Annotated in this window: 9 protein-coding genes; 5 read left to right on the top strand and 4 right to left on the bottom strand. The window is 67.8% G+C overall.

Features of this window, described 5'->3' with window-relative positions; translation table 11 throughout:
* Window positions 1-101: 101 nt before the first annotated feature.
* Window positions 102-3,647, bottom strand: a complete 3,546-nt coding sequence (locus H587_RS19775; RefSeq protein WP_051202783.1) for a 7TM diverse intracellular signaling domain-containing protein — start codon at window positions 3,645-3,647, stop codon at window positions 102-104.
* Window positions 3,648-3,829: 182 nt separating this feature from the next.
* On the opposite strand from H587_RS19775, the gene H587_RS18530 reads away from it, so the two are divergent.
* Together H587_RS18530 and H587_RS0112365 are read left to right on the top strand one after the other, a co-directional pair.
* Window positions 3,830-4,825 carry an HlyD family secretion protein gene (locus tag H587_RS18530; protein WP_034609374.1) on the top strand — a complete coding sequence of 332 codons (996 nt, stop codon included), beginning with the start codon at window positions 3,830-3,832 and terminating at the stop codon, window positions 4,823-4,825.
* Window positions 4,822-6,390: a DHA2 family efflux MFS transporter permease subunit gene (locus tag H587_RS0112365; protein WP_027176529.1), complete on the top strand. Its 1,569-nt coding sequence runs from the start codon at window positions 4,822-4,824 to the stop codon at window positions 6,388-6,390. Before H587_RS18530 ends, H587_RS0112365 begins: the two co-directional genes overlap by 4 nt.
* Window positions 6,391-6,532: 142 nt before the next feature.
* On the opposite strand, the gene H587_RS18535 is transcribed toward H587_RS0112365, so the two are convergent.
* Complete coding sequence (locus H587_RS18535; RefSeq protein WP_169432780.1) at window positions 6,533-7,405, bottom strand: methylated-DNA--[protein]-cysteine S-methyltransferase; 873 nt, start codon at window positions 7,403-7,405, stop codon at window positions 6,533-6,535.
* A gap of 320 nt (window positions 7,406-7,725) precedes the next feature.
* Window positions 7,726-8,991: a D-alanyl-D-alanine carboxypeptidase gene (locus H587_RS18540; RefSeq protein ID WP_169432781.1), complete on the bottom strand. Its 1,266-nt coding sequence runs from the start codon at window positions 8,989-8,991 to the stop codon at window positions 7,726-7,728.
* Between the two features lie 255 nt (window positions 8,992-9,246).
* Between H587_RS18540 and H587_RS0112380 the strand changes: the two genes are divergently transcribed.
* From H587_RS0112380 to thpR, 3 genes are all read left to right on the top strand, one after another.
* The gene (locus tag H587_RS0112380; protein ID WP_027176530.1) at window positions 9,247-9,861 is read left to right on the top strand and encodes a hypothetical protein; all 615 of its coding nucleotides are present in this window, start codon (window positions 9,247-9,249) and stop codon (window positions 9,859-9,861) included.
* Window positions 9,862-10,699: 838 nt separating this feature from the next.
* Window positions 10,700-12,139, top strand: coding sequence for an Rne/Rng family ribonuclease (locus H587_RS0112385; protein ID WP_027176531.1), 1,440 nt, complete (start codon window positions 10,700-10,702; stop codon window positions 12,137-12,139).
* Between the two features lie 14 nt (window positions 12,140-12,153).
* Complete coding sequence (gene thpR / locus H587_RS0112390; RefSeq protein WP_027176532.1) at window positions 12,154-12,705, top strand: RNA 2',3'-cyclic phosphodiesterase; 552 nt, start codon at window positions 12,154-12,156, stop codon at window positions 12,703-12,705.
* Between the two features lie 193 nt (window positions 12,706-12,898).
* Here the strand turns inward: thpR and H587_RS0112395 are convergent, their stop codons facing one another.
* Window positions 12,899-13,849, bottom strand: coding sequence for a DMT family transporter (locus tag H587_RS0112395; protein WP_245560804.1), 951 nt, complete (start codon window positions 13,847-13,849; stop codon window positions 12,899-12,901).
* Between the last annotated feature and the right edge of the window lie 248 nt (window positions 13,850-14,097).

Below are 14,097 nucleotides of genomic sequence, written 5' to 3' on the forward strand. Positions count from 1 at the left end.
GAAAGGCGGGACATGGTTCCCGCCTTTTGTTTTTCGAAGGGGGCCGAAGGCCCTTGCTTTTTTTGAAACCGGCGAAGCCGGACGAAGGGGGCGGGGCGGTTCTACGACTCCCCGGAGGGGGAGGCGATCAGGGACAGGAGGGCCTGGAACTCGGCGGCGAGGATGTCCAGGACGCGCGCGGCGGTCTCCCGCTCCCCGGCCTTGGCCGCGTCGTGCAGGCGCAGGGCGTGGTGGGCGCAGCGTTCCGCGCCCATGCCCGCGGCCGTGCCCTTGATGGTGTGGGCGTGCAGGGTCAGGGCCGCGTCGTCCCCGGCCTCCAGGGCTTGGCGGGCCAGGCGCAGGCGGCGGTCCACCTCCTGGAACGAATGGTCCAGCACGGCCTCGTAGGTGGCCTCGTCGATGCCCATGAGCCGCATGGCTCCCTCCCGGTCCAGCACGGGCAGGGTCCGCGGGTCGCGGATCGGCGGCGGAGCGGGCTTGGCGGCCGTGCGTCCGGCCTCGCGTTCGCCCCGGACCAGGCGCTGGAGCAGGTCGGCCAGTTCCGGGAAGTTCACCGGCTTGACCACGTAGCCGTCCATGCCCGCCTCCAGGCAGCGGTCGCGGATTTCGGTCACGGCATGAGCGGTCATGGCCACGATGGGCACCAGGGGGTCCAGGGGCGCGCCCGGGCCGGGCTGGGAGGAGCGGATGCGCCGGGTCACCTCCAGACCGTCCATGCCGGGCATCTCCAGGTCCATGAGCACGGCGTCGAACTGTTCGCGGGCCAGCAGGGCCAGCCCCTCGCGTCCGTCTCCGGCGGCGAGCACCTCGTGGCCCAACTGGCTCAGGTGGAGCTGGGCCACGCGCACGTTCACCGGGTTGTCCTCGACCACGAGCAGCCGCAGGGGCCTGACCTCGCCTTCGGCCGGGGCGCCCCCGTCCCGGCGCCTGGACTCGGACAGCCGGGGGTCGCCGGGCTCGAAGCAGAGGCTGAAGAAGAAGGTGCTGCCCCTGCCCGGCTCGGAGTCCACGGCGATGCTCCCGCCCATGAGTTCCACCATCCGGCGGCAGATGGCCAGTCCCAGGCCGGTGCCGCCGTAGCGGCGGCTGATGGAGCCTTCGGCCTGGGTGAAGCTCTCGAAGATCTGGCCGAGCTTGCCCTTGGAGATGCCGATGCCGGTGTCCGAGACGAGGAAGCGGGCCGCCACCATCCCTTCGCGGCCGGAACTCACGGCCTGCACGCGCAGCCGCACGCCGCCCCGCTCGGTGAACTTCACGGCGTTGCCCACGAGGTTCATGAGCACCTGGCGCAGCCGCGCGGGGTCGCCGACCACGTGGCGGGGGGCTTCGGAGTCGATCTCCACCACCAGGTCCAGGCCGCGTTGGCGGGCCTGGAGGAAGAAGGTCCGACCCACGGACTCCGCGGCCTCGAAGAGGTCGAAATGCACGCGTTCCAGGGAGAGCTTGCGGGCCTCGATCTTGGAGAAGTCCAGGAGGTCGTTGATGATCGAGAGCAGATGCCGGGCCGAGTCCGAGGCCGTGGCCAGACAGTCGCGCTGCTCCTCGTCGAGCTTCCCGCCCATGACCAGGTCCACCATGCCGATGACGGCCGAGAGCGGGGTGCGGATTTCGTGGCTCATGCTGGCCAGGAAGGCGCTCTTGGCCCGGCTGGCCTGCTCGGCCTGGGCCTTGGCGGCCAGGAGATCCTGTTCCATGGCCCGGCGGTGGGTCACGTCGGTGGCGAAGAAGAGCACGGCGGGACCGCCCTCCCACTCGATGCGCGCCAGATGGACGTCCAGCCAGCGCAGATGCCCGTCGCGGCTGAAGACCCGCAGGGCCAGATCGGCGGCGGGCAGGCCGCCCGCCAGGATCTGGCGGGAGATGGAGCGGGCCTCGCCACGATTCTCGGGATGGACGAAGCGGAACACCTCCTGGCCCAGAAGCTCTTCCTCGCTGTAGCCGGAGAGTGCGACCATGCGCTGGTTCACGAAGCGCACGCGCTCGTCCTGGTACACGCCCACGCCTTCGTTGGTGTTCTCCACCAGGGTGCGGTAGCGCTCCTCGCTTTTGCGCAGCGCGGCCTCGGCCCGCTTGCGGTCGGTGATGTCCTGGACCACGAACAGGGCCGCTTCCTGGTCCTGGTAGTCCATGAGCGTGGCCGAGACCGAGGCCCGTCGGCCCCAGATCCCCGGCAGGCCCATCTCGGCCTCCATGCCCTGGACCCGGCCCTGGGAGCGCAGGACGGCGAGGATCTCGTCGCGCCGTTCGGCGCTGGCGTAATAGGACTGACCCGTGGCCCCGATGAGCGCGGGCCGGGGCAGGCCCAGGGCCTGGTGCGCGGCCTGGTTGGCGAAGAGCACGAGCCCGTCGGGCTGGCGCGAGATGACCAGGGGGAAGGGCAGGGCCTCCAGCACCGAACGCAGGCGTTCCTCGGCCAGGGCGAGCTTTTCGCGCTCCAGGCGCATGATGCGGATGCGGTCGGCCAGGGCCAGGGCCAGGATGATCGCCTCCACCGCCGTGGAGCCCTGGAAGGCCGTGGCCGTGAAGGCGTTGAAGGGCAGCATCTTGAGGAACAGCAGGGAGTGGATCAGCGCGCCCAGGGCCAGGCCGGCCCAGGCCGCCAGGTAGAAGCGCGCGGGCCGGAAGCCGCGCTTCAGGCAGAGAACGCCGCACCAGATGGCGATGAACGGCGAGCACAGGCCGAAGATGGAGAAGATGCGCACCACGAGGCGCGGGGGCAGGGTCGGAGTCAGGGCCATGACCGCCAGGGCGCAGAGGAGCACGCCCCGGAGCACCCGGTCGGCCTCGGGCGCGATGTCGCGGGTGAGCAGGAAGGTGCGCGTGAACTGGGCGGCGCAGCAGATGAACGCGCCGATGATGAGCAGGCGGGCGGTCAGTTCCCCGCCGCTGCGGCCTTGGAAGGGCCATTGGCTGAGATAGCCGTTGTAGGAGAGGAAGTAGAGCGCGACGAAGAGCACGTAGAGCAGGTACCAGACGTGGCTCTTGTCGCGCAGGTTCAGGAAAAGCAGCAGGTTGAGCACGAGCATGGCCAGCATCACGCCGTAGTAGGCGCCCTGGCCCAGGGCCATGTGGCGCTGCTTGCCCGCGTAGCCCTCCTCGGTGAGGATCTCCAGGGGCAGGAACAGGGACGAGACGCCCTGGACCCGCAGATAGAACGTCTCGGTGCCGTAAAGGAACCGGGGCAGGAGGAAGGTCGGCTCGGCCGAGGGGGATTCCCCGGGCCGCAGGGTGGCCGGGTCGCCGGCCCGTTCCTCCAGGAAGCCGCCGCCGGGCAGGGGGATGTACAGCCGCGCCGAGCGCAGGTGGGGCCAGCCCAGGTCCAGGAGCCATTCCTCGCCCGGGGGCAGGCGCAGGTTCTGGTCCTGGATCAGCCGGAAGCGCAGCCACCAGACCGAGGGAGTCAGGCCGAGGTTGATGCTGGAGCCCTCGTGGGGCCGGAAGCGGGCGGACATCTCCGGCCCGGTCACGTCCTCCAGGGTCCAGATGCCCTCGGGGTCTTCGAGCAGTTCGCAGTGCGGGGCGAGGGGGTAGGCGTCCTGGACCGCCGAGAGGAGCAGGGGCGGCGGCGCGGCGCAGGTCGTTCCGGCCGGAACCAGGACCAGCAGCCAGAGAAGGATCGGGGCCAGGAAAGGGACGGGACGCGCCATGTGCCACCCTCGGCGTCCGTTCGGGAAGGACGCGGCCTTTTTGTACACGACTTGTCCTGATCGGCAAAGGATTTGTTCGCCAGGAGATTTCCCCTCTTTTGCCGACGCCTCTTGCGCCGTGCCGGGCTCTGGGTTACAGACTGTGCTCGACTTGTACTTAAACAATTGTTTAGGACGGCCCCATGAAGGACAGACGGCTGCTCATCCTCCTCGTTCTCGCCTGCATCGGCCTGGCCTGGGGCGGCTTCCTGCTGGCCTCGCGCGGCAAGGTCTCGACCGACGACGCCTACGTGGACGGCCGGGTCTACACCATCACCCCGCGCGTGGCGGGCTACGTGGTGGAGGTGCTGGTGGAGGACAACCAGGAGGTGCGGGCGGGCGATCCGCTGGTGCGGCTGGACCCGGTGGAATACGAGGTGGCCCTGGCCGACGCCCGGGCCTCCCTGGCCGCCCTGGAGGAGGACGCCACGGCCGCCGAGCAGGATCTGCACCAGGCCAGGGCCCAGCACGAGCAGGCCGCCCTGGATTTGCGCCGGGCCCAGGATCTCCTGCGCACCCAGGCCGTGTCCCAGTCCTCGGTGGACACGGCCCAGACCGCCGCCACCAGCGCCATGACCCGCGTGCGCGCGGCCCAGGCCAAGCTGGACGCCATCCGCCGCCGCAATGCCGGGGCCCGCGAGGGCGGCCCGTCCTCCGCCGTGATCGACTCCCGCGTCGAGGCGGCCAAGGCCAAGGTCAAGCAGGCCGCCCTGAACCTCGAGTACACCACCATCACGGCCCCCGGGCCCGGCTTCGTGACCAAGAAGTCCGTGGAGCCCGGGCTCATGGTCTCGCGCGGCCAGCCGCTCATGAGCGTGGTGCCCCTGCACGTGCCCGAGATCTGGGTCACGGCCAACTACAAGGAAACCGACCTCACCGACGTGCGCCCCGGCCAGCCCGCCACCTTCGAGGTGGACACCTATCCGGGCGTCACGGTCAAGGGCCACGTGGACTCCATCCAGGCGGGCACGGGCTCGGTCTTCGCGCTTTTCCCGCCCGAGAACGCCTCGGGCAACTTCGTCAAGGTGGTCCAGCGCGTCCCGGTGAAGATCGCCATCGAGCCGGACCAGGACATGCCCCGGCTGCGGGTGGGCATGAGCGTCGTCCCGGTCATCCGCACGGTGAAGAAAGACAAATGACCGCCGCTCCCGGGGCGCCGGTCAACAAGTGGATCATCACCCTGGCGGTGATGATCCCGACCCTGGTGGAGATCCTCGACACCAGCGTGGCCAACGTGGCCCTGGCCCACATCCAGGGCAGCCTCTCGGCCGGGCAGGAGGAGGTCACCTGGGTGCTCACCTCCTACCTCGTGGCCAACGCCGTGGTCATCCCCATGAGCGGCTGGCTGGCCCGGCTCTTCGGCCGCAAGCGCTACCTCATCCTCTCCCTGGTGGTCTTCACCGGCAGCTCGCTCCTCTGCGGCGCGGCCGGGTCGCTCTTCCAGCTCATCCTCTTCCGCGTGGTCCAGGGCATCGGGGGCGGCGGACTCCAGCCCATGTCCCAGGCCATCCTCATGGAGACCTTCCCGCCGCACCAGCGGGGCATGGCCATGGCCGTGTTCGGCATGGGCGTGGTCCTCGGGCCCATCCTCGGCCCGCTGCTCGGCGGCTGGCTCACGGACAACTATTCCTGGCGCTGGATCTTCTACGTCAATCTGCCCGTCGGCATGCTGGCCCTGTTCATGATACAGGCCTTCGTGGCCGATCCCGAGCACCAGGAGCGCCGCGCGGCGGGCGAGAAGGTGGACTACGTGGGCCTGGCCCTGCTCACCCTGGGCATCGGCAGCCTCCAGATCGTGCTCGACAAGGGCCAGCAGGACGACTGGTTCAGCGCCGACTACATCCTGGTCCTCTCCATCATCGCCGGGGTCAGCCTGCTCGTGCTGGTCTTCTGGGAGCTGGCCCACGAACGGCCGGTGGTGGACCTGCGCATCTTCAAGAACCTGAGTTTCGCCGCCGGCAACATCGTCATGTTCATCGGCTTCTTCGCCTTCTTCGGCTCCATCGTGCTCCTGCCCATGTACCTCCAGGGCCTCATGGGCTACACGGCCTTCCTGGCGGGCATGGTCCTCGGGCCCGGCGGGGCCGTGGCGCTCGTCGCCATGCCCGTGGTCGGCAAGCTGACCCAGAAGATCGACGCCCGGGCCCTGCTCATCTCCGGCCTGCTCATCAACGGCTACGCCCTCTGGTCCATGGCCGGGTTCAACCTGTCCATCGACTTCCACACCGCGGTCATGGCCCGCGTGATCCAGGGCGTGTCCATGCCGCTGTTCTTCGTCTCCCTCTCCTACCTGACCTTCGCCTGGGTGCCCGTGCCCCAGATGAACAACGCCTCGGCCATCTTCAACCTCCTGCGCAACCTGGGCGGCAGCTTCGGCACGGCCTTCGTGACCACCATGCTGGCCCGCCGGGCCCAGTTCCACCAGCTCCGGCTCTCCGAGCACATGAGCGCCCTGGACCCCAACTTCCAGACCATGATCGACCAGCTCAAGCTGCACCTGAGCTGGAAGCTCGGCAGCCTCGCCGACCACACGGACCGGGCCTACACCCTCATCTACCAGCAGCTCCAGCGCCAGGCCTCGGCCATGTCCTTCAACGACGCCTTCCTGGCCCAGACCATGCTTTTCCTCTGCCTCGTGCCCCTGGTCTTCATCATGAAGAAGCCGCCCTCCGGCAAACGCTTCGAGGCCGGCGGCGGCCACTAACCGGCTTCGCCGGCTCATGGAAAGACAAAAGGCGGGAGTCTCTCCCGCCTTTCTGGAACGGGCCGAAGGCCCCCTTCGGGGGATTATAGAAAGCCGGAAAGGCTCCCGTTTTTGGGCCGTTCCATGGATAGCGGAAGGCGGATCAGATGGAGGATTCCGGTTCCGGCACGGCGGCCGTTTCCTCGGTTTTCTGCTCCTTCTCCAGCAGGGCCTTTTTGCGCGTCAGGCCCCAGCGGTAGCCGGTGAGCGAGCCGTCCACGCCCACCACCCGGTGGCAGGGAACGGCCACGGCCGCCGGGTTGGAGGCGCAGGCCCGGGCCACGGCCCGCGCAGAGCCGGGGCGTCCCAACCGCGCCGCCAGTTCGGAATAGCTCAGCCGCTCGCCGGGCCGGATGTCCCGCAGCGCCCGCCAGACCTCCAACTGGAACGCCGTGCCGCGCAGGTCCAGGGGTAGGCTCTCGGCTCCGGTGCCGTCTTCCACGGCCCGGACCACGGCCTCCAGGAGCATGATCTCGCGCTCCCCGCCCGGTTCGATCACGGCCTTGGGAAAACGCCGCCTCAGGCCCTCCAACAGTTCGTCCGGCCGGTCCCCGAACTCCACCGAGCAGACCCCGGCGTCCGTGGCCGCCAGGAGCATTAAGCCCAGCCGCGTGCGGCCCAGGGCGTGGCGCACGGTCTCGCCCGCTCCGCCGCGTCGCAACCGTCCCGGGGTCATGCCCAGCATTCCGGCGCGGCCGTACACCCGGCTGGATGACCCGAATCCGGCCTCGGCCACGGCTCCCTCCACGTCCCGGCCTCGGGCCAGGCCGTCGGCCAGGATGCGCGTCCTGCGGGCCAGGGCGTAGCGCTTGGGCGAGAGTCCGTAACAGGCGCTGAACCGGCGTTGGAAATGCCAGGCCGAGAGCCCGGCGATCTCCGCCAGCTCCGCCAGGGGCGGGGCCGGGTCGCCCGCCTCCAGGGCCGTTTCCAGCGCCCGCCGCGCGGCCTCCAATCTGGGATCGTCAGTCGTGCTCATGGCCCCCTCATACCCCGCCTCGGCTTTTCGAACCATCCGCTTCTTGCCGCCTTCGGCGGATGATAGAAGGCCCCCGGCTTCGCCGGTGTATAGAAAGGCAAAAGGCGGGAGTGTCTTCCGCCTTTCTGGAACGGGCCGAAGGCCCCCGGCTTCGCCGGTTCATAAAAAGGCCGAGAAGCGGGAGCCGCCCTCCGCCTTTCTGGAACGGGCCGAAGGCCCCCGCCTTCGGCGGTGTATGGAAAGACAAAAGGCGGGAGTATCCCCCTGCCTTTCTGGAGTGGGCCGAAGGCCCCCGGCTTTCTGTAAAACCCCGAAGGGGGCTAGCGGGTGATGAGGGTGTTGGGCAGGTTGTAGTCGGAGGCGAGCTTGCGGCGGGTGGCTTCGGCCTGCTGGATGGAGGTGTAGCGGCCGATGAGCACGCGGTAGAAGGTGCTCTTGTCGCCCTTGGTGGCCACCACGCGGGCGGGGATGCCGTCGTCGCGCAGCGCGGCCTGACGGCCCCGGGCGTTCTCCATGGAGCGGAAGGTGCTGTCCTGGATGGTGTAGCGGCCCTTGGCCGGAACCTGCAGGGACACGGGCTTGAGGGCCGAGCCCTGGCGTCCCACCAGGCCGCCGCCCTGGGCCTCGGGCCGTTCCGTCCGGGGGGTGACGTCTTCCTCGGCCTGCTCCCAGGGCTCGGGGCGCGGGGTCTTGGCCTTGGCCAGGCCCGTGGCTGGCTTGCCCAGGTCCGCGAAGACCTTTTCCATGAGCCGGGCGGTTTCGCGCTTGCGCACGCCGCTGGTGTTGGAGCCCAGGGTCACGGCGATGATGCGTTTGCCGTCGCGCTTGGCCGTGGCGATGATGTTGTAGCCCGAGGCGTTGACGAAGCCGGTCTTGAGGCCGTCCGCGCCCTCGAAGGAGCCCAGCAGGCGGTTGGCGTTCTGATGGTTGCGGCGGTTGTGGACGTAGTTGCGGGTGGAGTGGAGGGTCAGGGAGTCGGGGAAGCGCTTGAGATAGGCCCGGGAGAGCTTGAGCATGTCGCGGGCGGTGGTCACCTGTCCGTCGGCGGGCAGGCCGTTGGGCGTCTTGAAGACCGTGCGCAACATGCCCAGGGAACGGGCCTTGCGGTTCATCAGGCGCACGAAGTTGTCCACGCTGCCGGACATGTGCTCCGCGATGGCCACGCAGCCGTCGTTGGCCGAGGCCACGGCGATGCCCTTCATGAGTTCGCGCACCGTGACGCGTTCGCCGGTGTAGAGGTCCATGACCGAGCCCGAGGCGCAGGCCGCCCGGCGGCTGACCTTGACCACGTCGTCCTCGCGCAGCTTGCCCTGCTCGATGGCCTCGCGCACGATGTAGAGCGTGAGCACCTTGGTCAGCGAGGCGGGAGCGATCTGCTTGTCCGGGTCCTTTTCGTAGAAGATGGAGCCGCTTTCATAGTCCGCCGCGATGGCCGAGCGGACCCGCAGGCGCAGGGGATCCTTGGCCTCGCCCAGAACCGGGGCGGCCACGGCACGTTTTTTTGATTTCTTGGTTTTTTTGGAGCTGGAGGCGACCTGCTCGGTCTTGGCGGAGGCCTTGGAATGCGACTTGGAACGCTTGGCCATGGCGGGCGTCGCCACCATCGCAAAGGCGCAGAATAGCAGGAAAATCGTCGTCAGGCGAAAACGCGTGCGCATCCATCCCACCCCGTGATTGAAACTCAATTTAGCAGAAACAGCGTGAAAAATCTAGACTTTCGTTAGAAAAAAATCCCGTGCCGCCTTTTTTCCTGTCAGGTTCGGATCGGGGCGTCAAGGGCGCGCCCGCTTGCCCCCCGGGCGCGTTCCAGGCTAGGAGGCGAAGAACCCAAGGAGAGTCCCATGCGCCGCTTCCTCCGCCTGCCGCTCCTGTCGCTTCTGCTGCTCCTCGCCGCCTGCGCCGGTCGCCGCGACGAACCGCCCGTGATCGACCTTCTGGCCTTCCGGCCCGCGCCGGGGGCGACCTTCAATCTCCAGGTGCGCGATTATCAGTTGGGTGAGCTGGGCACGGCCGTGCCCGTGGACGGCGAGGTGGTGGAACTGGAGCGCGACGCGATCCGCACCCTTGAGGCGCTGGGCTACCGTTATCAGCCCGACGGCCGCCCGGACTACGTGGTGCGGGCCTACCTGCTCTGCGTCAACGCCCGCCAGGTGGCGCGGCTGGCCGAGTCCGGCCTGCCCATGCCGCCCTTTGACGATGATTTTCTGCCCTGGGCCGGGGACATCCACGTCTGGAGCCCGGCGCTGGCGGCGGCCGCCAACGCCCCGGAATCCTGCCAGGGCGAGATGCTGCTCCTGGTCCAGGGCGCGACCCAGGGCGCGGACCAGCGGCCCTACGGCATCGAGGCCCGGGTCCATCCCTGCCCGTTCGACATGGATTGCCCCTTCGATCAGTGCGCCCCGCTCCTGCGCACGACCCTGCTCGGCACACTCCAGTCCGCCTTCGGCGGTTTATAGAAAACCAAAGAGGTTCCCTCTTTCCGCCTTTCCGTAAACCCCCGAAGGGGGGCGAAGCCGGGAGCCTCTTGGGATTTCTGCGGGCCGCCGAAGGCGGTTGCGTGGAGGGGGGAAAGCGGTCTAGAGTGGGGATCACGTCGGGGCGGTGAGCCGTAGGGCTCCGCCTGGGCGGGAACTTTTCAAGGCCGGATTCCGGCCGGGTTTTTCGGCTCCGCGTCGCGCCAGCAGACTCTTTTCCTCTCGGGCCCGCGAGGCCCGCGTCGCGCGCGGAGAACCAGGATCGGGCAGGGGTGTTCCCTGCCCACGTTCGACACAACTTTTTTCTCACGAGGTTCTTTGCATGACGACGGACACGGATCAGACGGGACAGGACCAGCCCCAGCAGCCCCAGCAGACCAAGCAGATTCAGCACTACCAGCAGGAGGAACAGGCCGCGCAGGCGGAATGGAGCCTGTCCCAGCCGGAATGGGCGCCCGAGGCGGCGGCCCCCGAGGCGCGGCCGGACGCGGCCGTTGCGGAGGCGGGCGGCGAGGCTGCCCAGCCGGAGCAGAAGGAGAAGCGCAAGCGCAGCCGCTCCAGCCGGGGACGCGGCCGGGGCCGGGGAGCCAAGGCCAAGGAGGCCGGAGCCGCCCAGGACGCGGCCGAGAAGACCAGCGAATCCGCCGGTGAGCCCGCGCCGGAACAGGCCGAGACGGCGGAGCCGGGCGCGGAGGCCGCGAAGCCCGAACCCGCGAAGGCGGCGGAGAAGCCCGCCAAACCGGCCAAGCCCGCCAAGGCCGCCAAGCCCGCGCCCGAGGAGGACGAGGACAAGGCCGACCGGAAGAAGAAGCGCCAGAAGATGTTCATCAGCGTCCTGCCGGGCGAGCAGATGGAAGTGGTGGTGGCCGAGGAGGGCAACGTCCTCGAATACTACGTGGAGATGCACCACCTGGCCCGGACCAAGGGCAACATCTACAAGGGCGTGATCCACAACGTGGACCCCAACCTTCAGGCCGCGTTCATCAACTATGGCGCGGAGCGCAACGGCTTCCTCCAGATCGACGAGATCCACCCCGAATACTTCCAGTACCAGACCGGCTACGCCCTGAAGAAGGGCCAGCGCTACCCGCTGATCCAGAAGGTGCTCAAGCCCGGCCAGGAAATGCTCGTGCAGGTGGTCAAGGAACCCACGGGCAAGAAGGGCGCGTTCCTCTCCACCTATCTTTCCCTGCCTGGGCGGCACTTCGTCTTCTCCATCGGCAACGACCAGTCCGGGGTTTCGCGCAAGATCGAGGATGAGAAGGAACGCGCGCGGCTCAAGGAGGTCATCGACGGCCTGAACCTGCCCGAGGGCGTGGGGCTCATCGCCCGCACCGCCGGGGTGGGCCAGAGCAAGACCGAGCTGACCCGCGACTACAAGTATCTGGGCCGCCTCTGGGCCGATATCCGCAAGAAGGCCCAGGAGGCCCCCACGCCCAGCCTGGTCTACGCCGAGCTGGACCTGGCCTCGCGGGCCGTGCGCGACTACCTGACCGCCGACGTGTCCGAGGTCTGGGTGGACGATGCCGAGACCGCCGAACACATCAAGGAATACGCCGGGCTGGCCTTCCCGCGCAGCGCGGGCATGGTCAAGCTCTACTCCGACGCCGAGCGCTCGCTCTGGGAGCGCTTCAACCTCTCGCGCCAGATCGATCAGATCTACTCCCGCGAGGTGGTCCTGCCCTCGGGCGGGCGCATCGTCATCGACCCCACCGAGGCGCTCACGGCCGTGGACATCAACTCCGGCAAGATCGGCGGGGCCGGAACCTTCCAGAAGATGGCCCTGACCACGAACATGGAGGCCGCCGAGGCCGTGGCCCAGCAGTTGCGGCTGCGCGACATCGGCGGGCAGATCGTCATCGACTTCATCGAGATGAAGGATCCCAAGCACTGCCGCGAGGTCGAGAAGGTCATGAAGAACGCCCTGAAGACCGACCGCGCGCGCACGGACGTGGGGCGCATCTCGGCTTTCGGGCTCATGGAGGTGGTGCGCCAGCGCCTGGGCTCCTCGGCCCTCTCGGTGTCCACCGAGCCCTGCCCCTGCTGCGAGGGTTCGGGCCTGCGCCGCAACATGGAGTGGCAGTCGCTTTCGGCCATCAAGGAAATCTACCGCCTGCTGCGCCGCCCCAACTGCCCGGACCCGCTCCTTTACGCCTGCACCAAGGAGCTGGCCCTGTACCTGCTGAACCACAAGCGCGAGAAGCTGGCCGAACTGGGCAAGCGCTTCGACACCGACGTGCACGTGGAAGTCCTGGAATAGCGGGGGAGGGGGGCGTGCGCTGCTTCCTGGGCCTGCCCCTGCCCGGAGCCTGGCGCGACGGCCTCCGGGAGCTGACCGCCGAACTGCGGCCGGGACTGCGTTCGCGCCTGTCCTGGACCCGGCCGGAGAACTGGCACCTGACCCTGAAGTTCCTGGGCGAGGTGGAGCCGGACCGGCTGCCGGACCTGAAGGCGGCCCTCGGCGGAATTTTCTTCGCCCCCTTCACCCTGCGCGCGGGCGACCCCGGGTTCTTCCCGGACACCCGGCGACCCCGGGTGTTCTGGCTCGGGCTTTCGGCGGGCGCGGCCGAGGCGGCGGCCCTGGCCCGGAGCGTGGACGCGGCCCTGACGCCGCTGGGCTTCGAGCCCGAGGCCCGGCCCTTTTCCGCCCACCTGACCATCTGCCGCGTCAAGGAACCCGACCCGGACGACTGGGCGGCCCTGGCGGAACGCGCAAAAAAGCGGCCCTTCCCGGATGCCCGGGCGGACCGTTTCGTGCTCTGGCAAAGCGTCCTGGGAGCGCAGGGACCGACCTACCGCGCGCTGGCGGAATACGCGGCCCGTTGAGGGGCCACAATCCGGCGGCCTTCCTTCCGATAACAGTGCTATCAATCGTTTGTGTGTTGTCAAGCGATGGCCATGGTGCGCCCTTGGCATGGAGACTAGCCAACCGTGCAAGCTTAGCAGGTGGCATGAAGGACGCGATGCTCCTTGGGTTGCGCAGCTTGAACGTGACCTACTGACAAAGGGAATTGGCAGGTCATGTTTGGCTGAGGATGACACCGCTTAAGGTCAGGGCGGCGGCAAGATACTGTGTTGGGGTGAGGGTTTCGCCAAGTACGAACTGCCCCATGAGGACGGCAAACACAGGGATGAGGTTGGTGAAGGCGGCAGCCCTGCTTGCTGGGATGCGGCTGACAGCCATGTTATAGAGGCTGTACCCGACAAGGGTGACAAAAACACCGAGGTAGATGATGGCTAAGGCCGGGGTCATCAGAGGGACATCCGGGCTAACGGTGGAAGGAAAGGCGATGGCCAGGGGCAGGAAGAAAGCGATGCCGATATAGGCTTGCATGGCGGTCAAAACGAGCGGGGGGTAGCGGAGACAGAGACGCTTGAAAAGGACCGTATATCCTGCCACCGAGGCCACTGCGAGGAACTCTAACAAGTTGCCAAAGGCTGGGGCCGGGGCCGATTCGGTAGCTGCTCCCGCAAGAGACAGCCAGATCGCTCCAGCGATGGCCAAGGCGAAGCCAAAGGCAGCTCGTGAGGTGATCTTTTCCTTGAGCAGTAATACTGCCGCACCTGCGACCATGAGGGGCTGTGTGGAAAAGATCATGCCAGCCTGGGAGGCGGAAGTATAAGTCAGCGCCAAGGTCTCGCATACGAAGCAGATACATGGCTGGAGCAGGGCCATAAGGAACAACCATTTCCAGTCGCCGGGCAAGTAACGCACGTTCCCACGCCAACCCTTGAGTAGGGGCAGGAAACACAAACCGGCCACGACCATGCGTCCAAAGACCACAGCCATGGGGTGAAACCCCTTAAGGGCGTACTTCAAGGCGACGAACGAACTCGCCCAGATAAGCATAGCTAGGACAAGCTTGGCCAACGCTGCCCAGGAATTGGATGCCAATGTCATTTCTCCATGAGAAGGATTTGACTTAATCCCCTGCCTGCCCAGGCTGCAAATATCAAGCTCAGTGGTCAAGCCTCTCGCATCGAGACGTGGGAGAGAGCGCCGCGTCCCGAACGCGGAGACCGGACACCACCCAAGCCCAGGAGAACTGAAGGACTTTGCTTGTCCTGTCCAGCACAGCAGGACGCACGGCATGATACGCAGTACAGGGCGCTTCTGTGGTGTCAGCGCCTCGGCATCATGCAGTGCGCGGAGGATTGCTTGACTTCGCCCCGAGGTTGCAGGCATGGTGCATCGTCACAAGGCACACCTACAGGACG

Origin of the sequence: Desulfovibrio aminophilus DSM 12254 (genome assembly GCF_000422565.1) — a bacterium.
GTDB lineage: Bacteria > Desulfobacterota > Desulfovibrionia > Desulfovibrionales > Desulfovibrionaceae > Aminidesulfovibrio > Aminidesulfovibrio aminophilus.